Here is a 23,662-nt window from a genome sequence, read left to right as displayed (position 1 = left end):
ACCGGGAATGGCTTAGAAGTCGGCGAGTCGCTGTAGCAGTTTGATCGCGGCCATGAGTTCGCCTTGTTCCCGCGCAGACAGTTGCGCCTGGAGGGCGCGCACCAGCCAGTCTTCTTTGGCAGCGCGGCTTGCCTTGAGCTGTTTCCGGAAACGCGGGGTCAGGCTTATTAGCGTTTGCCGGCCATCGGCCGGGTCGGACTCACCCCTCACGGCCCCCATCGCTTCCAGACCGGCGACCGTGACGCGCATGGATTGCGGACGCACGCTCTCTGCCCGGGCGAGAGCGGAGACCGTGGCGGCCCCGTCGCGATCCAGGCGCAAAAGAACCGACTTCTGGGCCGAAGTGAAGTCGCCCGGATGTGCCTGATCCCGCAGCCGTCGAATCAGTTTGCCCAGCGAAATGCGCAGCTCGCCGGCCAGAGCGGCCAACTCGGGCGTCTCGGACGTGTTTGATTGTTTCGTCATAAAAAGACGATAGCACATATACAGTCTAACTGTACAGATTAGCTGTATATTCGCCGACCCTGGTATCGGGAAAGGACGCTAGCGGGCTTCGCACCGCCGGCCGGCTGCTCACATCTTTTCCTTTACGCCGACCCGCAGCAGCCACCAGTTGACCGGAAAGCTGGTAACGAATCCGGCGAGCATCGCAAGCTGCATGGCGAACCAGAACTCCGGACTCGCGACGCTCGCCACCTGTCCGTAGGCCGGCCTGAACCACTGAAACTGAATCGCGCCCATTGCCGCATACATGCCCACTTGCCACGCACTGATGGATCCGATGTCTGCTTTAATGGCAGCGGCCAAACCCTGTCCGACCGACAGGTCGCGCATCGGCTTGATCGTGAAGTACTGAAACGCGATGCCCAGCAGAAATGCGACGATGAAGTCCGGAATCCAGACAGCGAATGTCTTTTCGCTGAATATTCGATGCCACCCGAACGACATCGCCAATGCGGGAAAGGCGAACGCCGACCATTCGACGATGATGTCCGCGAGCGTGCAACCTGCCCCGCAGTGGCTTGTTCCTTTCGTCACCATCACTGCAAAGGGCTGCCGCTGGCGATGGCTACCGGGCGCATGACGGCCCCACGCGAAATAGGCGGCGAGCCAGATGACCGTACCGAACAATGCTGTGAGCGGCCATACGAGATTCATGATCCACATTTTCTGCGGGTATCTGAATTCGTCGACCGCGATTGCGACGGCGCACAGCACCCCCAGCACGATCCATACGAGTGACAGGATATGCAACCAGTTCGGAAAGCTGCTATTGAGCATCGACTAGCCTTCGCAAAACGTGGACGAGCGTTGGAACGACACGCATCCGGATCCTCGCCGATAATCGGCGCGCTTCGCCGGGGACGCGAACGGATAGGACGGGGCCTTGCGGTCTTTTTCTCATGGCTGCAACCTCTCGAAATGACACACCGTGTCCTATCAGCAAGCGCTATTCCGGATCGCGCGTTTGCCGGCGCAGTCGTCGAACCCGGGCACGGCACCAATGGGCATTGGGCCGCGATGGACGACGAGCTTGGCCAGCCGTCGTTCAGCTAGCCGCGAACGCAGGAAGAAGGCAGGACTCGGCTGGATCCCCGCTCATCCCGCACGACAATTCCATACGCCGCATGCCACGGTTCGCAGCGCTGATTACATGGGATGTAATTGGCACAATGAACGACCACCTCTACTCTTCGGCTGTCGCGCCTCCATTCCGGTAGCGCTCATCTCCCGGGAGATACCATGCCCAGTTTTACCGCTTACACAGTCGAAACCGCTCCCGCGCAATCGAGGCCCATGCTCCAGCAATTGCAACAGGCGTTCGGGCTGATCCCGAATATCGCGGCCACGATGGCCGGGTCGCCGGTGCTGATCAACGGCTTCGTGGGCCTGTTCCAGCGCGTCCATGCGAGCAGCCTGACCGAGCCGCAGATTCAGACAGTGTTGCTCACCAATGCCGTCGCGAACGCCAGCGAATGGCCGGTCGCGTTTCACACGGCGCTCGCGTTGAAGCAGGGCGTACACCGCGCCGATATCGATGCGCTCCGGCATGGCGCCTTGCCTGCCGACCCTGCACTGGCTGCGCTATCGGCACTCGCGCGCACGCTGATAGAAAAACGCGGCCACCTGGCCGAATCGGACCAGAAGCGCTTTCTCGAAGCGGGGTTCACCATCGAGCAGATACTCGAGGTCATCGCGGTGGTGGCCGCATCGACGATCACGAACTACACGAGCAGCGTGACGCACCCGCCGCTCGAAGCGCAGTTCGATGCCTTCGCCTGGCATGCGCCTGTACCCTGAGTCATCCCTGGTCATCCATGTCAATTGGGGGAGTCCGATGAACGCCACCAGTCCCGATGCGAAAGCGCTGCCGAGCGAACTCGGCGGCCTGCTGCGGTACTGGCGCGACGTGCGTGGCATGAGTCAGCTCGATCTGTCGCTCGAGGCAGGCGTCTCGCAGCGTCAGATCAGTTTCATCGAAAGCGGGCGCAGCGTGCCCGGCCGGGACACGCTGCTGACGCTTGCACAGACGCTCGATGTGCCGCTGCGCGAGCGCAATGCCCTGTTGCTCGCTGCCGGCTACGCACCCATGTATTCAGAGGCGCCATGGAACGCACAGGAGATGCATAGCGTCATCGGCGCGCTCGAACAGGTCGTTCGCCAGCACGAACCCTTTCCCGCGATCGTGATGGATCGCCACTGGAATGTCCTGATGACCAACGACGCGGCGCCGCTCTTCTTCGACTGCTTCATCGACATGGCCTCGCGCAAAGGCCCGCGCAACATGCTGCATCTGATATTCGATCCGCAGGGGATGCGTCCCTTCGTGGCCGATTGGGACACGGTCTCGCGAAGCTTGCTGCAACGCGTGCACAGGGAATCGGTCGGCCACATGGTCGATGCCGGCACCAGACGTCTGCTCGACGAACTGCTTGCCTATCCAGACGTGCCGCGCGACTGGAAGATGCATCTTGGGACGTGCGTCGCACCCACGATGCCGATGATTCCGATTGGCTTCATGAGCGAGGGAGCCGTGCTTCGATACTTCTCGATGGTCACCACCGTCGGCGCGCCGCAGAACGTCGCGGCACAGGAGTTACGGCTGGAATGCATGTTCCCCGCCGATGACGAAACCGCAGCACGCCACCGGCAGTTGCTCGCCGTGCATTCCAGACATCGCTGAACGGAGGGCCGATGTTCCCCCGCGCGCTCGCGTCGAACTCGGCCGCAGATGCGACGCCTCGAGCGTCGGATTCCCCTCTGGAAGCCGCCGTTCAACGCGGTCCGGGAATGAGCAGCAGCTTGCCGTGCGCGCGCCCGGCCATGCTCAGTTCGACCGCTTCTCGCCAGTCTTCCCACGTAAACGTGCGCGCGACCGGAATGGCGAACTGCCCGACGGCGGCCAGTCGTGCGTAGTGTCCGAGCACGTCGTAGCGATGCACCACGCCCTTCTCGCGCCCTGTCGTGCGAACGCCGAGTCCGCCCTCGTCGAAATCGCTGAAGCTCATGACCCGGAGAGGGTCGCCGCCCACGATCCGTACGAGGTCGGGCAGCACGCCTTCGACACGCGCGGTATGCAAGGCGAAATCGGTCGCGCCTTGCGCGATCTCGCGAACACGCTCGACCATCCCTTCGCCGTACGGTGTCACTTTCGCGCCCAGCGCACGCAAGCGATCAGCGAACGTTTCGCCGGCGCTGGCGATCACATGGGCGCCTCGCAGCAGCGCGATCTGAACAGCGGCGAACCCGGTCATCGTCCCGCCGCCGTTGATCATGATGGTTTGCCCTTTCGATAGACCAAGCAGGTCGATGCTGCGGGTGGCCGTTTCCACCGCCATGGGGAGACACGCCGCGTGCTCGAGGCTCAACCCGTGCGGCACGGCGAACCATACTTTCAGGACGGCGAATTCCGCCGCGCCCGCGGTGGGATAGCCGAGATAGTCGGGAACGCCGAACACGCGATCGCCGATGGCGACGTCAGCGACGCCCTCCCCGATCGCATCGACCGTCCCCGCCACGTCGAAGCCGATGCCGCGCGGCGGCGGCAGCGGAAAGAAACCCTGGCATACCGCCCAGTCGGCCGGATTGAAAGCGCACGCATGAACCCGTACACGCACCTGCCCAGCCCGCGGTGCGGGCAGAGGAACATCGGCCAGATGCAGCACATCGGCCGGCGCACCATAGCGCTGAACCCAAAGGGCTTTCATCGTTGATGGATCGGAACCCGACATCGCAATTCTCCGTGACGGTTGGCAACAGATGCGAGACGCGCGGTCGCCTCTGCCACGCTTGCGGCGGCCCGAGAACAACGATAGCGTATCGTCATATGCTGACGATACGCGTAAAGTCAGCTTGTGACAATACCATTGGTGAATCATGCCCAGAGATCCCGAGAAAGTGCGACGCCGTCTTCAGGAAGCGGCGCTCAAGCTCTATCAAACCCGTGGTTACGACGACACGACGGCGGCCGACATTGCGGCTGAGGCCGGTGTCACGCAGCGCACTTTCTTTCGTCATTTCCCCGATAAGCGCGAAGTGCTGTTCGGCGGGGAAGACGAGTTCATCTCGACACTGACGAGCGCGGTGGCGAGCGTTCCGTCGGGTGTCGGTCCGCTGGAAGCGCTCTTTCGCGCGTTCCCGTCGGTCGAGCCGCTCTTCATCCAGAACCGCTCGTTTACCGAGCCGCGTCGACACATCATCGCGGCCCACCCCGCCTTGCAGGAGCGGGCGCAGACGAAGTCCCGCGCCGTCATGGCGGCGCTCGTCGAGGCATTCCGGCAGCGCGGCGTGCCCGACCGGGCCGCCAGCCTGGCGGCACAAGTCGGAATGGCGGCGCTGAGTCAGGCAGTGGCCGCCTGGTTCGAAAACGGATCGACGGATCTCGGCGTCCAGGTCGAACACGCGTTCAAGGAATTGAGCGATCTCGTGACGTTCGCCCGGGGACCGGGTGACGAGACAGGGGCGCGGTAGTGCTCACACACGGACTGCCGTTATCGGCTTCGAAGTTGTCACAAGGGGTTGCTGATTTAACGCCGGACGAAAAGCTCCGCGCCGCACATCTTCAGCTTGGCCATACCAGGCTTGAAAGCACGGTCCGATAGCGCGGCGTCGAAGTTGACGACGCGCTCGAGATGGCTGCACAGGTCGATTCGGGGCGCGTCGGGGCGACTGCGCGGGGCTGCAGCCGGCCAGGAGGAGACGTTCGTCGCTACGTTCCGAGCGACCGCAGCCTACCCAATTGCAGCCGTTCGCCATCACCACAAGCGCAGCAGCGCAAGCCGCCCGACCAGATCGTTCGTCTTTCGCCTCTGCGGGACGGCACGACAACCGATCAAATTTCAACCACCCGTGACCGATTCCCGACGGGCGATCCTGCGCATGACGTCGGCGGGTACACCGAACGACCGGACGAACGCTCTGCGCATGCGCTCCCGGTCCACGAAGCCGGTCTCCTGCGCCACCACGTTGATGGTGTGTCGCCCTTGTTCGATCATGAATCTGGCAGCTTCGAGGCGAAGCTGTTCGACTGCCTTTGCAGGCGACTGACCGGTCTCGGCAACAAAGGCGCGGCTGAACTGGCGAGGGCTGAGGTTCGCCACGTCCGCAAGCTCATCGATCGTGAGCGGATTGCGCAGGTTTCGCCGGATGTGCGCGAGTACCGATTCGATGCGGTCGGATTTGGGCGTCATGTCGAGCAGCGCGGAATGCTGTTTTTGCCCACCCAGCCGACGCTGATTCATCACCAGAAGTCGAGCGACGAGTTTCGCGACATCGGGGCCCAGATCGTTGTCGAGCAACGCGAGGGCAAGGTCGATGCCGGCCGTCATTCCGGCCGAAGTCCAGGTGGAACCGTCGTTGACAAAGATCCGGTCTTCGTCGGTGACGACGTTGGGAAAGCGCGCGCGGAATTCGGATGCATGAGCCCAATGCAGCGTCGCGCGCCTGCCATCCAGTAGTCCGGCCTCGGCAAGAACAAATGCACCGCTGCAGATCGACGCCACCCGTCTCGAAGCCTTGGCGGCCTCTTTTACGAACGCGACGACGGCAGCGTCGGAAGACGGCATTTTCATTTCCGTGATCGAGCCCACGATGATCGTGTCGAATGCGGGATCGCCAAATGCCTCGGTGTTCAACGTCATGCCGCCCGACGATTCGACGGGCCCGCCATGTTCGGAGAGCACGTGGACGTCATAGCACGGCCCTCGCGGAGGAATGTTCGCCACCTCGAACACCGTGAGCGCAGCGAGGCTCATCATCTGAAATCTTCTCGGCACTACGAAGCCAATCCGGTGCATATCTGTTTCGCTATCTGCAATATGAACGTGGCATGAAGGAGCGCCGTCTGGGGAGATTCCCGGATAACGGGCGCGTGAACGAGTCGTGCATGCGCCGCGGCGGGCAGCGGATGTCATGAATGGTGGCAATAACGACATCATCGTAAAGGTCCGCGGCACTAAGGTACAAGCACTTCTCGAATACGTCTCGCAGCCAGCGAAAGGAGCACCGTCATGTCGAAAGTCATCCGCGCCGCCGCCGTGCAGATCGCGCCTGTCCTCTATAGCCGCGAAGGCACGGTCGATAAGGTCGTCGGGAAAATTCTCGAACTCGGCCAGCAGGGCGTCCAGTTCGCGACTTTCCCGGAAACCGTCGTTCCGTATTACCCGTACTTCTCGTTTATCGAAACGCCGTTCGAGATGGGCGCCGAGCACTACAAGCTTCTCGAACAGGCTGTGACGGTCCCTTCGGACACGACGCGCGCAATCGGCGAAGCGGCCCGGCAGGCCGACATGGTGGTATCGATCGGCGTCAATGAACGCGACGGCGGCACGATCTACAACACGCAATTGCTGTTCGATGCCGACGGCACGCTGGTGCAGCGCCGACGCAAGCTCTCGCCGACTTATCACGAACGGATGATCTGGGGAATGGGCGACGGCTCAGGCCTGCGCGCCATCGATACCGCCGTGGGCCGCGTGGGCCAGCTGGCGTGCTGGGAGCACTACAACCCGCTGGCGCGCTACGCGCTGATGGCGGACGGCGAGGAAATTCATTCGGCCATGTATCCGGGTTCGTTTGCGGGCGATCTGTTCTCCGAGCAGATCTCCGTCAACATCCGCCAGCATGCGCTGGAGGCAGGCGCCTTTGTGGTCAATGCGACCGCCTGGCTGACTGCCGAACAGCAACAACAGATTCTGCAGGATACCCATACCAGCCAGCTCGGCCCGATCTCCAGCGGCTGCTTCACCGCCATCGTTTCGCCCGAGGGCGAGTACATGGGCGGTCAGCCGCTGCGTGCAGGAGAGGGCGAGATCATCGCCGATCTGGATTTCTGGCAGATCGACAAGCGCAAACGCATGATGGATTCGCGTGGTCATTACAGTCGCCCCGACGTGCTGGGACTCGTGATCGACCGTGCGCCGAGGCCCCATGTGATCGAGCGATCGCTTCGCGCACAGGGCGAAGAACCGGCCGGCAGTCTGGAAGTACTCGCCTGAACCGCTTGCGCAATCGCACGATACCCGTCGTCGAATGCGTTACGCCAGTGCGAAACGACAAAGACGGCGAATTCAACCGGGCGCGTCGCCCTCGATTTATATAGGAGTATGAAGAATGGACTTCAACGATGTCATGCTGGAACGCAACGCCGATTTCGCTAAAACGGCATTCGCACCCGAACTCAGGATGATGCCATCGACAGGAACGGTCGTGGTCGGCTGTGTCGATCCGCGCGTCGATCCCGCGAATGTGCTGGGCCTGAAGCAGGGTGAAGCGGCAGTGATCCGTAACGTGGGCGGCCGGTTGAACAAACCGTTGCTCGAAACGCTGTCCATATTGAGCGTGGTCGCTCAAGCAGCCGGCCGCCCCGAGGGCGCCCGCAATCTTGTTCTGCTTCAGCACACGGATTGCGGAATCATCGGCTGTCATAGGCACGCGCCCGCGTTGCTCGCGAAGCATCTGGGTGTCGAGACGGACGCGCTCGATGGGCTCGCCATCACGGAGCCCTACGAAGCGGTTGCCCTCGACATTGCGGCGCTTCGGGCAAACACGGCGCTTCCCGACAACCTCGTCGTTTCGGGCCTGGTGTACGACGTCAAGACCGGCCAGATCACGACCGTCGTTCCGCCCGCACCGCTGCGCGAGTCCGCAGATCGCGCCGCGGGGTAAATCTCTCTTCCGATCCAGTCTGGAGCATGACATGAAGAACGATCTATATCTGATTACGGGTGCGACCGGCGCGACGGGCGGCGCAGCCATCGAAGAACTGTTGTCGAAGGGCGCGCGCGTGCGGGCGCTCGTTCATCGCGACGATGAGCGTGCCTCGGCATTGCGTGCACGAGGCGTCGAGATTGCGGCCGGCGATCTGCTGGACAGTCATGCCGTCCAGGCGGCGCTGCAAAACGTAACCGGTGCATACTTCGTGTACCCGATCATGCAGCCGCAGCTCGTCGATGCGACTGCCTATTTTGCGCATGCGGCGAAGCTGGCGGGCGTACGCTCGATCGTCAACATGTCGCAGATTTCCGCGAGTGCCGATGCGCAGAGCCGGGCTTCGCTCGCGCACTGGTACGGCGAGCGCGTATTCGATTGGGCGGGCGTTCCCGTCACGCATCTGCGGCCGACGCTTTTTATGGAGTGGCTGAGCTACGGATTTCAGCGCGCGCAAATCGCGGACCATGACTTGCTACGCGTACCCGCCGGAGACGGGCGTCACGCGCCGATCGCCGCAGCCGATCAGGGCCGTGTGATCGCCCGGATCCTGCTGGACCGCGAGCCGCATGCGGGCAAGACATACCCGCTGTTCGGCGTCGAAGAACTCGATCACACGCAGATGGCGAAGAGGGTCGGCGATGCGTTGGGTCGCCCGGTGCGTTACGAAGCGGAAAGCCTGGAGTCGTTCGAGGCGCGTCTCATGCGAATCGGGTTGTCGGCGCATTTTATCCAGCACATTACGTCTGTGTATCGCGGCTATCAGGCTGGCGAATTCGCCGGCACGAACGATATTGTCGAACGGGTTACCGGACAAAAGCCGATGTCGGTACACGACTATGTCCTCGCGAACCGCCAGATCTTTCAGCCAGAAACACAACGTTAGCGCGCCGGACATGCAGCCGATTGCGAAACAATCGAAGCACGGCGTCTGTCGGCCAGTCTGGCAAGGTTCACCGCTAGTAGGCGAGACGGTCATCATCGCTATTACGCACTTATCGGACGTTTGAAAGAGAACACTGCAGGTCCGCTTCGGGTCGGGTATCGTCCATCGACGCCGACGCAGACTGATTCCCCCCTCCCTTGACTCCCTTGAAGGGAGAATCATCATGGAAGCGTCAATGAGCAATCGCGTGCCCCAGGTGCCGTGAAACAAGGAAAAGCTCACCAGGCAGAAGCCGCCGCTGAAGCTCAAGGAGATCTGCGCGATTCGAATCCGACTGCGGCTGGCGGCGAAAACGTGTGATCTTGCGATGTTCAATCCCACGATCGATAGCAAGCTGCGGGCTTGCGATACCTCCGAGGAAGCCCTTACGGGCGCGCTCTATCTCGCGAACCGTGTACCATCGACCCGGCCAGCAACGACCCGTGGTTTGCCTAACAATCGTTAAGGCGTCGACCGCAAGCGCGCATTGACCGAACGGAAAACGCGCGCGAATGCGGTGCTTTATTTACGTTTTATTTGCGCTTCATTTACGATAGCCGCTCTCGTCGAGCGGCAATCCAACCTGGAAAACGGCATGACCATCAAAATCAGGCTTTGGGGGTTCAACGGATCCACTTATGTCCGGACCGTGCGGATGCTGCTCGCCGAGAAGCAATTTACTGACTACGACCAGGTTCCTGTCAACGTATTGAAGGGTGAGCCGCGGGAAGACGAGCATCGGGCCCGGCACCCATTCGGCAAGGTCCCCGTCGTCGACGTGGACGGCTTCCGGATCATCGAGACGACCGCGATCATGCGCTATCTCGACACGGTGTTACCCGGCCCATCGCTCACCCCCGCGACGCCGAAGGATCGAGCGCGAATGGACATGGTGACGAGTATCGTCGACTCCTATGGCTACAGTGCGCTGGTGAGCGTCGCCGGATACTACCTGTTCCCGGATTTCATCGGCGGCCAGAACGATGATGCACTCAAAGCCGCGCTGGAAAAGAGTCGCCTTGTCCTCAACGAGCTCATGCGAATCAAAGGCGATTCGCCGTATCTCGCGGGTAGCATGCTGAGCATTGCCGATCTCTACCTGGCGCCCATCATGACCTACGTGGCGCTTACGCCGCATCGCGATGAAATCGTGGCGCTGAAAGGCGTCGGCGAATGGTGGGAACGCGTCACCGCGCTTGAAAGCTTCCGCACTACCGCCCCTTGATCAGAGGCCTGCAACAGCTTGACGTAGAGGGTCCACGATTGCCGATCGCATCCGGCAATCCGCTGTCGCATGAGGCACTGACCGGCCAGGTTCGGCCGGCCGGCCCTCTCGCAAAACCGTCATTCGCACGGCCCGTTCACTCCTGGCACTGGCCACTTGACTGACTCCCTTCTATCGGGCCGAGAAGCAGCAACAGATTCACAGTGATGGCGGGCTGGACTCAACGAGGCGCAGGCCTCGCAGCGGCACGAATGCCTGATCTTGAAGCGACGATAGACAGGACAGCGGAAACGGTCAGACTGCCGCCGACGCACATCATTGCGACGACCAATGCTCTGGCCAGGGACAACCGATCCGGTGACGTCCCTGCGACGCTGAAGAAGACGCCGCCGATGACCGCGACACCCAGTGCTGCACTGATTTGCAACGCCGAATTGGTGATCCCCGCGATCATCCCGGAACCGGTCGCCGGTGCGCGATTGATGACGGAACGCACCAGCGTGGGCAGCGCCCAGCCTTGACCGAATCCCAGAAGTGCTACCGCCCCGATCAGGGGAAACCGAGCCGGCATCTGTCCGGGCGCGCCGGCCACGAGGGCGGCGAGCAGTGTGCAGCCGGCGACCTCCAGCATCATGCCGATGGCGGGGACGCGGTCGCCGAAGAGGCGGATGGCCAGTGGCGTCGTCAGCGGCCCGATGAAGGCGCCCACTCCGAACGGTAGGAAAACCAGGCCTGTCTCGAATGGGCTCATGCCAAGGGCCGCCTGCAGGTAGACGGAGAACGTCAGGAAGAAAGCAGAGACGACGTAGAAGAAAAGGACGCCCGTCAGCCCGCTCATCAGGCCGGGCCTCCGGATCAACTCCACGCTGATCAGAGGCGCGCCGCCTCGACGGGCGTAGGCCATCTCATACCGGCACAAGCCTATGGCAGCGACGGGGCACGCGATGAGCATCGCGCAGGCCCACCACGGCCAATCCAGCTCCCGCCCTTCGACCAGAGGCACGATGAGCAAGCCCAGCGTGAGCGCGCAGAGCAGCACTCCGATCCGGTCTACAGGTGCCGGGCTGTCGCCGCGGACGTCGGGTAGCAACGGTAGCCCGAAGAGCAGGACGGCGACGACGACCGGCAAGTTGATGAGAAAAATAACGCGCCATGCCAGATGAAAGATGTCCGCGGAGATCAGCGCACCCCCGAGCGCCTGCGCTGCGACGGCAGCGAGTCCCACCGCGGCGCCGTAGAGGCCTAAGGCACGCGCGCGCTCCTTCTTTGGGAACAGGGCGTGAACGGAGGCCAGCCCTTGGGGCGCCATGGCGGCGGCACTCAGGCCTTGCAGCACACGCCCGAGGATCAGTATGGCGGGTGACGATGCGAGCCCGCACATCACCGATGTCAGTCCGAAGCCCGTGACGCCGATCAGGAATATTCTCCGCCGGCCAAAGAGATCGCCTAAGCGTCCTCCTGTGATGAGGAAGACCGCGTAAGCCGCGGCGTATCCGGAAATGACGAGTTGCAGTTCTGCAGCGCTCGTATGGAGCGTGCTTTGGATGGACGGCAAGGCGACGTTCACGATGAAAAAGTCCAGCGGAGGCAGAAATGCGCCCACCAGCAACACCGCGAACGCCGACCAACGACGCGTGGAGGAGGTTGTCATTTGCATAAGTCCCGGCGGCCAGCGACCGCGTTAAGCCGGACGGCCGAAGCGTTCCGTTCCTGCGATGGGGTGCCAGTTCTGGAGCGGCGTGGCGTAGTGCATGCTGAAGGTGCGCTCGAGGAATGCCCAACGGCCTTCGCGTCGCTGATAGACGTCGCGGTATTGGCCGCTCACTTGCAGCGTGCCCTGATCGACATCGTAAAAAAGACAGTCCGCCGCCACCAGGCCGTGGCCGTTGTCACCGTCCACCGTGATCAGGGCGTTCGCCATCCAGTGATGCATGTGGGGCATGCGCTTCATGTTGATGCGTGCTTGCGCGAGGATGGCCGGGAGGCCCTCGGCGTCGCCGTTCGCGCCCAGGAGCAGTCGCGATTCGGGATGCCAGAGCGTGCCCAGCAGCTCGATGTTCATGGTGTCGAACGCCTCGGCGTAGTTAGCGATCAGCGCATCGATGGCGAAGCGGCTTTCGATGGCGTCAAGGCGTGCTTCGAGCTCTTTGGACATGGGTGTTTTCCGTATCAATTGGTACACAAATAGGTAAAAAAATGCGGGGCTCATGTGGTGACCCCCGCGCCGCCCCGCATTTACATACCGAGTGATACAAATATAAGGTGATGTAGAAGGCCGTGTCAACGGTACGCTTGAATGACCCGTTGCCATGCGCGGGAGGCTATTGGTCGAGACTTGCCCGAACATTTTGTATCGATTAGTATCTATATATTTGCTAACGGAGCTGATCATGGTTCAGCGGGGCCGGCCACGGACGTTCGACCGCGATGCGGCAATCATTTCGGCGATGCACCTGTTCTGGGAACATGGCTACGAATCGACGTCTCTGTCGCAGCTGAAGGCGGCGATCGGCGGGGGCATCTCCGCGCCCAGCTTCTATGCGGCCTTCGAGTCCAAGGAGGCGCTGTACAAGGAGGCGCTGGAGCGATACATGGAGATTTATGGCAAGGTGACCCGCAGTCTCCATGACACGTCGCTTCCGCCACGGGAGGGCGTGTTCCTGGCGCTGCTCCGGTCGGCACGGATGCAGACTGAGAGTGGCCACCCGAAAGGCTGTATGGTCGCGCTGGGCGTGGCCGGGGCCAGTTCCATCGGCAGTGAAGCCATCACCCAGGTGCTTCGCGAGGTGCGCAGTCGCACGCGCGCCGGCTTCCGCGCCTGCGTAACGCGGGGCATCCAGAGCGGGGAACTGCGCAGCAGCACGGATCCGGCAGCGCTGTCCATCGCGTTCGACTGCTTTTTCCAAGGGCTGTCCGTACTCGCCCGCGATCGTGTCCGGCATGCCGTCATCGAGAAGGCCGTGACCGACGCTATGGGGATCTGGGACGCCGCAGTGGACCAGCCAACGCCTAAGGGGGTCCGCAAAACGCGTGACGGACTCTCATTGCCTGAGGGCACCTGAGCCGCGAACTTCAGGCCATAAAGCAGATCGGCCAGACGATTAAGGGCGATCTTGAGGCACGGCACTGGAACGATTGACGCGATTTTCGTCCACGCGTCCGGTCCAGGCATCGCGTGATAAGCGGCTGGCTGTTCAGAAACGGTTGCAAGGGAGCGTCAACTGGATCAAGCGGTGAATTAGTTCGAGAGGCTCATTCCGGCACTGCAATATCACCATTAACGAACTTTTCTCCGCAAGCGCGAGCATATTGCATGGCGGTCTCGGTATCGGCGCAGACTGGCATGTCGGCGCACCCCTCAAACGGATAAATGAGACGCCCATCGCGCAACCGCACAATCCTTAATGCCGGAACGATACCGTATGAGGTCCTCCGGAACGAAATCGTAACGTCGTATCGCCCGCCTCCAGCCTGACTGGTCGCCATCTGTCGTTCCTCGTGCCAGCGACGCGCGGTGCGCGTGTACCGATAGCCGCGGGCGCCGGTAGTTTCCCTGCATGCGACTAACCAGGTGAAGCCCTGTGCGATGGCGCCGCTGTGCGGGACATACTGCACGGGATTTAACCGTGGCGTTGAGATGCACACGGCGGTGTAGAAGCCTTCGGAATAGCCTCAACGGCCATCAAAGCGCGAGAATAGGCGCGAAAAGATCAGTAGATATTCGGATCCCTGATACAGGTGCCGGTCTGCCCGCGGGCATCGACGCCCCTGAGCAAGAGCCGACTATACACCGGATGCCAGATCCCGGGCAGGTTTGTTCTTGTCGGTGACCGTTTTAATCGTGCGGATCGCGCGGCGGTGATACGGTCCCACTGCGTCGATGCGTTCGGTGATCCTTGACGAGTGCACGAGCCCGATCGAGGGCCGCGCCGTTACATTGACCTCTTGCCGGTCTGCCCACATAGCGTCGTGATGCCTGCCGACCTCGTGGCGGCACTCGCAAAAAATAATCGAACAGGTTGAGAGGCGCTCGGCGAGGCCCGGGCCTTCTAGACATCAACGCATTCTCGGCGCTCCATCCCACGCCTCGTGAGCACGCCATAGTTGCGCCCCCAGCCGGACGAGACCGTCCCAGTCGTCTGCGCTCATCGTGGAGCGCTCGCGGGCAAGGAACGCAGCGAGCCAGCGCAGAGAATCCAGTGAGGCGGGTTGGCTTGCCTCACCTTCGACCGTCGTACGAAACAGCTCCTGGATCGCTTCCGCGCTGATATAGGGCTTGTTCATCATGGAGTCCTGTGGAAATTTCTGAGCAGCCATGCGGGGGCGCTTCGGCGTACTCTATCGAGCCAAAGCTCGGATGCTCGATGTGGCGTCGGGGCATTTCATTCCGCCCGCTTTATCGATCAGTCGCTGGTCAGAGTCATTAGAACGTCTGAATACCACGTACTGTTGAGGCCCAGTGTCTCGTCGACGTGCACATCCCGGGCGCCCATATCAATGGTAGATGAATGGACGCCCAGAAGCAGCCACGGCAGGGCGGCGCCGGTTGTCTCCTGCCCGGTCGTTACATGCCTCATGACAACCGGCGCGCCGCTCGTGCCCCGGTGCGTCCGTGCATCGGTAACGAAACATCCTTTGCCCTGAAAGCGCAGGCCGAACGCCGACGCCATGACGCCATGCCGCACAACAGGCAGGTGATGCAGTGAATCGTGAAACCCAAGTGGAAATCCGACGATCAGCACCGATGCGCCAATTGGCACGACGGCCCCCGGTCCGGGCAGGTGGTCGGGACTGAACGAGCTGAACACCGCGTGCGCCGGCAACCGATCCCTGCGGATCTCGAGCACCGCCACGTCAATCGCGCCCGCGTCGTCTGTACCTTGCCGCCAAAGGCCGACACCGTCGGCATATAGGGGGATGGAGAACCATGTCGATGCGCCGAGATTGTCGCGGTCGACGTGAAGCTCGATCTCCAGTCGATCCGGAAAATGTCCGCTTGGCTCGTCGCAGACGACATGGCGACTCGTCACCAGAAAGAGCCGGCCGTCACGATCGAAAAAGAAGCTACTCGCGTTCGTGAGATGGTTCGTGTGCGCGAAGGTCCGCACACGCGCCCCTGTGAGAAGCAGCGCATCCGCGGCGGGCCCGGATAGCGCCATTCGTATGTCTGATGAAGTTGATGCGGAATTCTTCTGATCGCGTATGAACTGGCCGATCAGATGAAGCAGAGCGTCGCGTTGCGGCGCCGAATGCCCTGACGACAGGAACGTTGCAACGGAAATCGTGGATGACCGGCCGCCCGATGCGGAGGCCGGGACATGGTGAACGACGGGAACTTCGTCGGGGCCAAGACCCAGAAGCCACCGGTCGCCGTTCGGACTAGCGTATAGCTCCACCAGAACCGGTTTCATATCCAGTCTCCTGTTGTGATCAAGGTCTCGCTAACCAGTGACGGTGATCCATGGTGGCCCAATCCCTTCGGAGCCCGCGCGGACTCTGCCAAAAACCCAGGCTCGGTGACTGCGGAGGGCCTTCCGGCCGGTCGCTCGCGACCGATCCGATGGCGACCTGCGCCTCCGCGACACGCGAATCCTTGTTTTCACCACCCATCGTCAATCGACTTCGGTTGACCATCGCCAGCATGCCGGTCACTCCTTCGGACGTAGCGCTGTTTGCCGCGCGCGGTCGGTCGACCTGTACGATGCAGTTTGTTACTCACCCATGGCAAAGGTACACCGGCGCGCATGCGACACCTCGCTGAGGTCTCCAACTTCGAAGCGCTGGTGAGCGGGTACGATTCGCAGCATTCTCATGTCAGCAGAGCCAGCAGCGATTGATCACGCATCCGGCCCAAGCAGCACGTCGATTGCGGCTTGACCAGCGACTTCGCCTACCAGGTACGCCCATCGTTCAGTAAAGGGCCCATTGCGCAGGGATACGCGGTCTCCCCTCGCCCCCAGCACATCGATGTTTGCGCCACCCTTGATCTGAACCGTCACGTCGAACATGTCTTTAGCAGCAGGAGCCAGTTCGACGTGAATCTCGAAATTGCGATACGTGATCATCCGGTGCATGAAAGCCCCTATCTCGGCATTGCAGGCGCGCTGCCAGTCGCGCAATCGCTGTTCCTACCATACACCGATCCGCGAACACGATCGGTTCCCGTTCGAGGGGCGTTTCCGGTCCAAGCGACAAAACAGGACATCACTCGCAAGCGACCAGCGCAAAATCAACGTTGCATGCCGACGCTGCGCCCATGCAGTTACAAGATAAACATTGACGACGGTGCCGCCGGACAGGTAGCCTGCAGCCAGAAGTTCAAGAAGTTCGATTGCTGTTCATCAATTGATCGCTTCCCGGCGGTATTCGTTGTCCTCTCTCTCCTTGACGCTTCACGTCCTCTTTAACAGGGGAAACCTTCATTTTTGCTCAAGGATTCTTATGGATACCGGTATCGTCAAGTGGTTCAACGACAGTAAAGGCTTCGGCTTTATCACCCCCGACAATGGCGGCGGAGACCTGTTCGCTCATTTCTCCGAAATCAGAAGCGACGGCTTCAAGACGCTGCTTGAAAATCAGAAGGTAAGCTTCGAAACGAAGCAGGGCCCGAAGGGCCTGCAAGCGGCAAACATCAAGCCGCTGTAAATTTCAAAGGCCTGCTTTCCGGCGACGGACGCCGGCTTGCAGCGCCCCCTCGGGGAGCGTGATTCGCGCATCGCGCGATCGCTCGTCTGAGCTGTCATTCAGCAGCTCGTCCTGCGCCGTACGCCCCGTTGCACGTCGTTCCGGCTTCTGGCTTCAACGTTCTTTTTCGCTTCTCCGCGGTAGCGTCACATGCCGTCTGCAACGGCTCTGAGCGTGCCCAGCCGTGCGCGTATGTGCAGGAATCGCATTCGCATCCTCGTGGGCTGTCGGATCGCGCCGGAACGCATGGTGTACGACCCGATGAAAGGACGAGTTAACTTCGACACAAGGATGAACGGAGCGGTAGCGCAACGCTAACCCGACGTTGCGACGTCGTTGATGGCGCGATATGCGAGTGTCGGCCGCTATCCCAACGTGTGCGACGATCTTCGTCATTGCTGCAGGACCTCAATCAGGGAACAAAGTGACTACCTTAATTCTGAAACCCGACGAGCCCGTGGAAGTTGCACTACGCCGTTTCCGTCGCACGATCGAGCGCACCGGCTTGATTCAGGAGCTTCGTGCGCGGACGGCCTATGAAAAACCAACGACAAAACGCACGCGCAAAAAGGCCGCTGCAGTGGCACGCCTGCGCAAGCAGATCAAACGATCGTTGCCGCCGAAAAAGCGTTACTGACCGGTAACTGCGGGGCAGCCGTGCTGAAGCGGTTATGTAGCCGCCGCCCCGCGTCTCTCGCGCATCGTTGTGCCCAGCCGCGCCGGCGGACCGGTTGCGCGATCGAGTCGGTAGTCAAGGAAGAATCTCCGGTCAGCGAACGGTCTCGCAAGAACAGTGGGAGATCCTTCCGGTGTGCTCGCATGCGTGAAGGCCTCAGCGCAGCGAATTCCCGCAAGTGATTCACAAAGAGACGTTAGCGTCAGAGCGAAGAAGATCCGAATAGGGTCGTCTACGGACGCATCCCCATCTATCGGATCGCCTCGATGACCGGCGTCCGCTGAACTCCCGGCGTCGACCAGAACGGACATTCCTCGTTCGACATCCTAAGCGGCGAGCTTCTTCTCGCTATCCACCGTCATTCAATCCCCTACCAACCGTTACAAGTTAAATATTGACGTCGCTACCGTCCTGCAGGTAGTCTGCTCCTTTGGAGTTCAAGAAGTTCGATTGCTGTTCATCAATTGCTCGCTTCCCGGCAGTATTCGTTGTCCTCTCCCTCCTTGATGCTTCACGCCCTCTTTGAAAAGAGGCGAATCAGCTCGCCGTCATTTGACGCGCGCGGCGTCCCATCGAACAGCACTATAATCAAAATGCAAAACGAACGAATTCAACAGTACAACGGCTATGCCGTCAGACCCTCGGCGCATCGCTTGCCCGACGGTAGTTTCTCATCCAACCTGCTGCTCGAATGCGGTGAACGCGCGCACGCCGAAGGCCGCTACGAGTTCTATTCGCTCGATTACTTCTCGAGTGAAGAGCAGGCGTTGCGGCACTCTACACGCTGGGCACGCACCTGGGTCGACACGCGCGGTTAACGGCAATGCCCCATCTATCAGGAAACTCGAATGGCAAAAGAAGAACTACTCGAACTCGACGGTATCGTTGACGAAGTACTGCCTGACAGCCGTTACCGCGTTACGCTCGATAATGGCGTCGTAGTGGGCGCGTACGCGTCTGGCCGCATGCGCAAGAATCACATTCGCATCCTCGCGGGCGATCGCGTCACGCTTGAACTCTCGGTATACGACCTGACGAAGGGAAGAATCAATTTCCGGCATAAGGACGAGCGAAGCAGCGGCGCAACGCAACGAAGCGCATTTCGCCGCCGTTGATGCGCAGCGAGTCCACATCTGTTGCGGCGCTCTACTGCGCCGCAACGACAACCGGCCCTCGTGTCTGACACGCGTCGACATCCACGGGCTCGTTCATCTACATCGCCCGCCGGTTGCCGAAAAATCGCTGTACAAACACCCGGAAGCGCGTACCATGGTTCCGTCCACCGATGCCCCGCGCTCGCCTCGGCGATTCGTTCCGTTTGTGCCCTGAGCGTCCGCCCGCCTGCTGGCCACCGGCACGCCTTTATCTCCTAGCCTCTTCCCTGTTGATCGGACCGCACGGTCTGCGTCGACCTTTCTCGCACACACTACGCCGCCGCACCGCGGCCAGAGGTATTTCATGCAAGCCTCCAGTTACGTCTATAAAGGGCTGGAAGTCCAGCCACTCGTATTCCCGCGACGACCCACGAAAGCAGGATTCAGCCGCAGCTACGAAGAAGGTTTCGATGCGGCTGTCCGTATCAATGAACCTGGCCCGAAGGTCGATGAGACGCGAAGCCGTGTCTTCGTGCTCAATGTGGAACGAGCATTCGGCAGCAGCGGTGACGCCAGACGAGCATCGACTGCGTACGCGGAACATCTGATCGACTCCTGCACAGCGGATAAGACGATCTGGGACTGCGAACGATGAGCGCATCGCGGTTACGTCATCGACGTGGCCAGGACAAAGGCCCGCGCGGATACAGGGCCGGCATGGTGCGGGCAATCCGCGTGGAGAGATCAGATGCGCTTCAATTCCTCGATTTTTCGGATCGACCCGACACCGCGTCGGGCCGATGGAGAATTCATGGCTCATGCGGCCATCAGTTGTAGTCGCGATGGAGGCGGCCGGCAGGACATCCTCGTGAGTGGCGACCTCGCGGGTTTCGACGCGCGCGAAGACGCCGTCAGATTTGCTACCGAATGGGCAATCGAATGGCTCGAGCAACGCTACGGCTAGCGTGGGGCGGCCCGTGCGCCGTTGTCGCCATGCCCCGGGCGAGCGCAGAAGAATCGATGCGCGCGGCGCCCCTCGCGCGATCGATCGCCATGGGTGAACCTCGACAATCAGTCCCGCACTATCTGGTACTGCGCGCGGGACACGAGTGCTACGTTCTTGACGTTCACCGCTGTCTTATCAATCGGGGGGCCAGTCAGTTATTGAAGGTATTCGCACGTCGACACAGCGTCGCTACGCCGCTTGATGGCGCCGTGTGGGACGCCTTCTCGGCCGTGCACACGTTTTCGGCTGAGGAGCGTGCGACGCGGTGCATGTTCTCATTGATCAGCGGTGCGGAAACGCCGCATCAGCTCGACCTGTTGACCATGCTCTGAAGTCGTTCGCCAATAACCGGGATTGGCTCGTCGCACGGGCAATCTGTGTCCGGGAAAGGAGCATCATGACGGCTCACGAGTCACTATTGAATCTGGCTGAATATCTCGACCTTTCGCTCAATGCGGGCGAGAGCGTCATCATGATGCAGGCATGCAACGACGCTTGCGCAATGTATGTCGGTAACGCTGCCAGGACGCAGAGCCTGCTGATCTTTCACGGGTCGATCGCAGCATCGCTTGCGGAGGAAATCCTCCGCCGTACAAGATCCGGTCTCAATCGAATGGAGATCGCCGGGCACGTCTATCGCTTCGTGCGTAGAGCGACGCATTTCGAGGATCGAGGCGCGATTGTTTTCGCACCGACATAACTTCGCGATGTTGCACGCATTCCTTCCGACATCGTGAGCACGATTTTCCCGCGGAAACGCTCGGGTGGTCTGCGTTCGGCGTCAAAGCGTTCGTCAGAGGTAATATAGGTACCGCAAACCCTACCTATCCGCTTACCGCTCCGGTCCCCGGGGAGACAACATGCGACTCGCCGAATTCATCGCGCTGCATATGGACGAAATCCTTGCACAGTGGGAAGCGTTTGCCGCGACGTTGCAACCAGCGGCCAGAAACATGGCCCCCCCGCGCTGCGCGACCATGCGCAACAAATTCTGCAGGCGGTGGCAAAGGACATATCGACTCCCCAGACGCGCGACGAGCAGCACGAGAAGTCGTTGGGACATGCCGCGAAACCGATCGATGCGCCGGAAACGGCTGCACAGACTCATGCGTTGCTGCGTGCGCGCAGTGGCTTTTCCGTCAATCAGCTGGCTGCGGAATATCGTGCGTTGCGTGCCAGCGTTCTGCGCCTGTGGATGGATAACCACTCGGCCGAAGACACCAATCTGGAAGACATGATCCGGTTCAACGAGGCGATTGATCAGGCTGTTGCCGAATCCGTCGAATTTTTCAACGACCAGGTCGAACAGGCTCGTAACCTGTTGCTCGGTATGCTCGGCCACGACATGCGAAGTCCGTTGCAGACCATCCAGATGACAGCGGCCTATCTTGCCGCGCTGAACGCAGGCGGGGACGTCTCGGACGCCGCGGCACGACTGATCCGCAGTGGCTCACGCATGCAGTCGCTGCTCGATGACCTATGCGATTTCAATCGCATCAAACTGGGGCTCGGCATCAACATCGTGCCGGCCGATGTCGATCTGGCGGTCCTGATCGCCGATGCGCTCGATCAACTGCGTGCGGCTCATCCTGGACGCCTGATCGAACTCGACGTAGCGGGCCGCGCGCAAGGTGTCTGGGACGGCGCGCGGTTGCAGCAGCTGCTCGCCAATCTGGTGGGGAACGCGCTCAAATATGGCGATCAGACGAAGCCAGTGCGCGTGGCGCTGACCGGAGAAGCGTCCGCGGTATCGCTGCAGGTCGCGAACAGCGGGCCGCCCATTGACCCGCAAACGATGGAGACGATTTTCGATCCGCTCAGGCGCGGTCCCGGCGAGGACAGCAGGAATGCGAGCGGTCTGGGGCTCGGCCTTTACATAGCGGCCGAAATCACGAAGGCTCACGGCGGAAGAATCGAGGTGCGGTCAGACGAAAACCAGACGGTATTCGCAGTTCGCTTGCCGTGTCATCAGCGGGCGGCGTAGCCCGCACGGTGAAACCGTCAACCGGCAAGCGTAGGGACGAACAGACGAAAGCGGTGCTATACGAATTCCGCGATGAAGTGCGCGACCAGCGCGGCGCCCGCGCCAATCGTCGCGAGCCAGCAAAGCATACGCAGCGACCAGTGCGCGACGAGATCGCCCACGGCCGCGCGTTTCGAACTTAACAGCACCAGCAACACGAGCACCGGCGTCATCGTCATGCCGTTGAGGAGCGCGCTCCAATAAAGCGCGGTGACGGGATCGATGCGCAATATCGTCATCGTGACGGCAAGTGCGATACCGGTCACGGTAATCGCGACGAGCAGCAAAGCAATGCGCGCGTTGCGCCTTTCGCCGCGCTGCCAGTGGAACGCACTAGCCGCCGCCTGTGCGGCCGAGCCCGCAAGGGGCGGCAGCGCGAGCAGCGCCGAGCCGATCAGGGCGAGGCCGAGCACCTGCGGTGCAAACGCATGCGCAAAAGGCTCGAGCACGCGATCAAGCCGCACAGGTTGGCCCGGTGTTGGACGCGTCAATTCGAATACGCCGGCAGACGCGATCATGATCGCCAATGCAGCGCCATTGGAAAGCGCAGTTCTCAGCGCCGTGTCCCTGCGTAGTCTGCGCAGTTCCTGATCCGAGCGGACCGACGACGCCGACTGTCCGTTCTCCTCGCGCTCTTCCACCTCCTGCTCGGCCTGCGAAAACAGCAGATACGGGCTGATCGTCGTGCCGAGCAGCGCGAGCAACATCGTCGTGTAATCCTTCGTCCAGATGATGCGCGGAACAAACGCACGAATCGCAATGGTGTGCCACGGCAGCTGAAGCAACAGGACAACGCCGACATAACCGAACATCCCCAGTACCAACCACTGAACCACGCGGGCATAGCGCGCGTAGGGGACGCACCACTGCAGTACCAGCGACGCGGCGCCGCACAACAGCGACAGCAACGCGACGGAGCCGCCGACGGCGGCATGCACGGCTACGCCCATCGCCAGTATGTCGGCGGCGATATTGAAACTATTGGCGATCAGGAAGCGCGCGACGCCGAAATAAAAAAAGACGGGAGCATAGTGCTCCCGCATATTGTCCGTCAGCCCTTTGCCCGTGATCGAAGCGACGCGCGCGGAAATCAGCTGAAGCGCGATCATCGACGGGTAGGACAGCACGCACACCCACAGCAGGTCGTAGCGAAACCACGCGCCGGCCAGCGTGTAGGTGGCGACGCCGCTCGGGTCGTTGTCGGCGCCGAGCGTCGTCAGACCCGGACCGACGTCGGCAGCCCGCGAGCGCGCCCGCCGCTCGGTGAGCCCGCCGTTTACAGGCAGCGTCTGTCTTTGCGAATCACGATTCATGCGACGTGCCTGCATGGGAACGATGATCGTCACCTGCACAAACTGTTCCCGTGCCGCTGAAGCCAAACAGACGACTGGCTACGTGGCAGCGACTGTTTCCGGGCGCACGGCGCGGCCGCCAGCGTGTCGCGACATCGCGTCAAGTGCGACGTGTGGCGCCCCGCGGCGGCTGCGGCACTTCCGGTGCTTGCGGGTCCGGTTGCAAAGCGGGGTCTAGCTGATCGTGTCCCGGCTCATACGGGCCCTGCTCGGGGTGGTCCTTGCCGCTGGGGACCAACGTTTCGTCCATGTTTCCATGCGGCTCTTGCGACACCTTGCCGTCGCGCTCAACCGTGACGTCGTGTGTGCGTTCCGACTCACGGCGGCGATCCGCGCGTTCGACAGGATCGCTGAAGGCTTCATGGCTTTCTCCCGCAGGGGCGCCCTGGTTTCCACGTGTGCTCATTGCAAACTCCTCATCGGTCGGATTGACGTCGATGCATCTACGCATCGCGCGTACCCGGTGCCC

The 23,662-nt window shown here is 61.4% G+C and carries 27 protein-coding genes and 2 pseudogenes; 17 read left to right on the top strand and 12 right to left on the bottom strand.

Features of this window, described 5'->3' with window-relative positions; genetic code table 11:
- Positions 1-12 precede the first annotated feature (12 nt).
- Both BTO02_RS04890 and BTO02_RS04885 read right to left on the bottom strand, forming a co-directional pair.
- Positions 13-483, bottom strand: a complete 471-nt coding sequence (locus tag BTO02_RS04890) for a MarR family winged helix-turn-helix transcriptional regulator (protein ID WP_442953435.1) — start codon at positions 481-483, stop codon at positions 13-15.
- Between the two features lie 90 nt (positions 484-573).
- Complete coding sequence (locus BTO02_RS04885) at positions 574-1,281, bottom strand: DUF4396 domain-containing protein (RefSeq protein WP_075156077.1); 708 nt, start codon at positions 1,279-1,281, stop codon at positions 574-576.
- 462 nt (positions 1,282-1,743) lie between these two features.
- Between BTO02_RS04885 and BTO02_RS04880 the strand changes: the two genes are divergently transcribed.
- Together BTO02_RS04880 and BTO02_RS04875 are read left to right on the top strand one after the other, a co-directional pair.
- Positions 1,744-2,301 (top strand): carboxymuconolactone decarboxylase family protein, encoded by a 558-nt coding sequence (locus BTO02_RS04880; protein ID WP_075156076.1) that lies wholly within the window; start codon positions 1,744-1,746, stop codon positions 2,299-2,301.
- Positions 2,302-2,338: 37 nt separating this feature from the next.
- Positions 2,339-3,184, top strand: coding sequence for a helix-turn-helix domain-containing protein (locus tag BTO02_RS04875; RefSeq protein WP_075156075.1), 846 nt, complete (start codon positions 2,339-2,341; stop codon positions 3,182-3,184).
- A gap of 91 nt (positions 3,185-3,275) precedes the next feature.
- Here BTO02_RS04875 and BTO02_RS04870 read toward each other — a convergent pair whose 3' ends face one another.
- Positions 3,276-4,208 carry an NADP-dependent oxidoreductase gene (locus BTO02_RS04870; RefSeq protein ID WP_232243445.1) on the bottom strand — a complete coding sequence of 311 codons (933 nt, stop codon included), beginning with the start codon at positions 4,206-4,208 and terminating at the stop codon, positions 3,276-3,278.
- A gap of 169 nt (positions 4,209-4,377) precedes the next feature.
- Between BTO02_RS04870 and BTO02_RS04865 the strand changes: the two genes are divergently transcribed.
- Positions 4,378-4,971, top strand: a complete 594-nt coding sequence (locus BTO02_RS04865; protein WP_075156073.1) for a TetR/AcrR family transcriptional regulator — start codon at positions 4,378-4,380, stop codon at positions 4,969-4,971.
- Between the two features lie 368 nt (positions 4,972-5,339).
- Here BTO02_RS04865 and BTO02_RS04860 read toward each other — a convergent pair whose 3' ends face one another.
- Entirely contained in the window at positions 5,340-6,296 is a 957-nt protein-coding gene (locus tag BTO02_RS04860) for a GlxA family transcriptional regulator (protein WP_075156072.1), read from the bottom strand.
- Positions 6,297-6,509: 213 nt separating this feature from the next.
- On the opposite strand from BTO02_RS04860, the gene BTO02_RS04855 reads away from it, so the two are divergent.
- From BTO02_RS04855 to BTO02_RS04840, 5 genes and pseudogenes are all read left to right on the top strand, one after another.
- Entirely contained in the window at positions 6,510-7,496 is a 987-nt protein-coding gene (locus BTO02_RS04855) for a nitrilase-related carbon-nitrogen hydrolase (RefSeq protein WP_075156071.1), read from the top strand.
- Between the two features lie 115 nt (positions 7,497-7,611).
- On the top strand, positions 7,612-8,166 hold the full coding sequence (locus BTO02_RS04850) for a carbonic anhydrase (protein ID WP_075156070.1): 555 nt from the start codon (positions 7,612-7,614) through the stop codon (positions 8,164-8,166).
- 31 nt (positions 8,167-8,197) lie between these two features.
- Positions 8,198-9,094 (top strand): NmrA family NAD(P)-binding protein, encoded by an 897-nt coding sequence (locus BTO02_RS04845; protein ID WP_075156069.1) that lies wholly within the window; start codon positions 8,198-8,200, stop codon positions 9,092-9,094.
- A 223-nt stretch (positions 9,095-9,317) separates the two neighbouring features.
- Positions 9,318-9,503, top strand: a pseudogene (locus BTO02_RS35610) (integrase); the annotation flags it as partial.
- A 117-nt stretch (positions 9,504-9,620) separates the two neighbouring features.
- Positions 9,621-10,358, top strand: coding sequence for a glutathione S-transferase family protein (locus BTO02_RS04840; protein WP_198039189.1), 738 nt, complete (start codon positions 9,621-9,623; stop codon positions 10,356-10,358).
- Between the two features lie 220 nt (positions 10,359-10,578).
- On the opposite strand, the gene BTO02_RS04835 is transcribed toward BTO02_RS04840, so the two are convergent.
- Together BTO02_RS04835 and BTO02_RS04830 are read right to left on the bottom strand one after the other, a co-directional pair.
- The gene (locus BTO02_RS04835) at positions 10,579-12,015 is read right to left on the bottom strand and encodes an MFS transporter (protein WP_075156068.1); all 1,437 of its coding nucleotides are present in this window, start codon (positions 12,013-12,015) and stop codon (positions 10,579-10,581) included.
- A 24-nt stretch (positions 12,016-12,039) separates the two neighbouring features.
- Positions 12,040-12,513: a nuclear transport factor 2 family protein gene (locus BTO02_RS04830; protein WP_075156067.1), complete on the bottom strand. Its 474-nt coding sequence runs from the start codon at positions 12,511-12,513 to the stop codon at positions 12,040-12,042.
- A 235-nt stretch (positions 12,514-12,748) separates the two neighbouring features.
- On the opposite strand from BTO02_RS04830, the gene BTO02_RS04825 reads away from it, so the two are divergent.
- Entirely contained in the window at positions 12,749-13,420 is a 672-nt protein-coding gene (locus tag BTO02_RS04825) for a TetR/AcrR family transcriptional regulator (RefSeq protein ID WP_075158604.1), read from the top strand.
- A 190-nt stretch (positions 13,421-13,610) separates the two neighbouring features.
- On the opposite strand, the gene BTO02_RS35495 is transcribed toward BTO02_RS04825, so the two are convergent.
- The 4 genes from BTO02_RS35495 to BTO02_RS04805 form a co-directional block, all read right to left on the bottom strand.
- A complete protein-coding gene (locus BTO02_RS35495) occupies positions 13,611-13,844 on the bottom strand; it encodes a DUF6723 family protein (RefSeq protein ID WP_075158603.1) in 234 nt (77 codons plus the stop codon).
- 570 nt (positions 13,845-14,414) lie between these two features.
- The gene (locus BTO02_RS04815; RefSeq protein WP_075156066.1) at positions 14,415-14,675 is read right to left on the bottom strand and encodes a hypothetical protein; all 261 of its coding nucleotides are present in this window, start codon (positions 14,673-14,675) and stop codon (positions 14,415-14,417) included.
- A gap of 86 nt (positions 14,676-14,761) precedes the next feature.
- On the bottom strand, positions 14,762-15,769 hold the full coding sequence (locus BTO02_RS04810) for a S1 family peptidase (RefSeq protein WP_083614984.1): 1,008 nt from the start codon (positions 15,767-15,769) through the stop codon (positions 14,762-14,764).
- A gap of 426 nt (positions 15,770-16,195) precedes the next feature.
- Positions 16,196-16,432 carry a hypothetical protein gene (locus BTO02_RS04805; protein WP_075158602.1) on the bottom strand — a complete coding sequence of 79 codons (237 nt, stop codon included), beginning with the start codon at positions 16,430-16,432 and terminating at the stop codon, positions 16,196-16,198.
- Between the two features lie 367 nt (positions 16,433-16,799).
- Between BTO02_RS04805 and BTO02_RS04800 the strand changes: the two genes are divergently transcribed.
- From BTO02_RS04800 to BTO02_RS04760, 8 genes and pseudogenes are all read left to right on the top strand, one after another.
- Complete coding sequence (locus BTO02_RS04800) at positions 16,800-17,003, top strand: cold-shock protein (protein WP_075156064.1); 204 nt, start codon at positions 16,800-16,802, stop codon at positions 17,001-17,003.
- Positions 17,004-17,466: 463 nt separating this feature from the next.
- Positions 17,467-17,679 carry a 30S ribosomal protein S21 gene (gene rpsU, locus BTO02_RS04795; protein ID WP_075156063.1) on the top strand — a complete coding sequence of 71 codons (213 nt, stop codon included), beginning with the start codon at positions 17,467-17,469 and terminating at the stop codon, positions 17,677-17,679.
- A gap of 632 nt (positions 17,680-18,311) precedes the next feature.
- Positions 18,312-18,536 carry a hypothetical protein gene (locus BTO02_RS04790; RefSeq protein WP_075156062.1) on the top strand — a complete coding sequence of 75 codons (225 nt, stop codon included), beginning with the start codon at positions 18,312-18,314 and terminating at the stop codon, positions 18,534-18,536.
- A 30-nt stretch (positions 18,537-18,566) separates the two neighbouring features.
- Positions 18,567-18,833 carry a translation initiation factor IF-1 gene (gene infA, locus BTO02_RS04785; protein ID WP_075156061.1) on the top strand — a complete coding sequence of 89 codons (267 nt, stop codon included), beginning with the start codon at positions 18,567-18,569 and terminating at the stop codon, positions 18,831-18,833.
- A gap of 343 nt (positions 18,834-19,176) precedes the next feature.
- Entirely contained in the window at positions 19,177-19,467 is a 291-nt protein-coding gene (locus tag BTO02_RS04780; protein ID WP_075156060.1) for a hypothetical protein, read from the top strand.
- A gap of 93 nt (positions 19,468-19,560) precedes the next feature.
- Positions 19,561-19,776, top strand: a complete 216-nt coding sequence (locus BTO02_RS04775; protein ID WP_075156059.1) for a hypothetical protein — start codon at positions 19,561-19,563, stop codon at positions 19,774-19,776.
- A gap of 439 nt (positions 19,777-20,215) precedes the next feature.
- Positions 20,216-20,518, top strand: coding sequence for a hypothetical protein (locus BTO02_RS04765; protein ID WP_075156058.1), 303 nt, complete (start codon positions 20,216-20,218; stop codon positions 20,516-20,518).
- 160 nt (positions 20,519-20,678) lie between these two features.
- Positions 20,679-21,802, top strand: a pseudogene (locus BTO02_RS04760) (ATP-binding protein).
- Between the two features lie 56 nt (positions 21,803-21,858).
- On the opposite strand, the gene BTO02_RS04755 reads toward BTO02_RS04760, so the two are convergent.
- Together BTO02_RS04755 and BTO02_RS04750 are read right to left on the bottom strand one after the other, a co-directional pair.
- Positions 21,859-23,154 carry an NRAMP family divalent metal transporter gene (locus tag BTO02_RS04755; RefSeq protein ID WP_075158600.1) on the bottom strand — a complete coding sequence of 432 codons (1,296 nt, stop codon included), beginning with the start codon at positions 23,152-23,154 and terminating at the stop codon, positions 21,859-21,861.
- 139 nt (positions 23,155-23,293) lie between these two features.
- Positions 23,294-23,599, bottom strand: a complete 306-nt coding sequence (locus BTO02_RS04750) for a hypothetical protein (RefSeq protein ID WP_075158599.1) — start codon at positions 23,597-23,599, stop codon at positions 23,294-23,296.
- Positions 23,600-23,662 lie beyond the last annotated feature (63 nt).

It is taken from the genome of Paraburkholderia sp. SOS3, assembly GCF_001922345.1.
In the GTDB taxonomy this organism is placed as follows: domain Bacteria; phylum Pseudomonadota; class Gammaproteobacteria; order Burkholderiales; family Burkholderiaceae; genus Paraburkholderia.
Note: the sequence above shows the minus strand (reverse complement) of the source record. Positions and strands in the feature narration are given on the sequence as shown.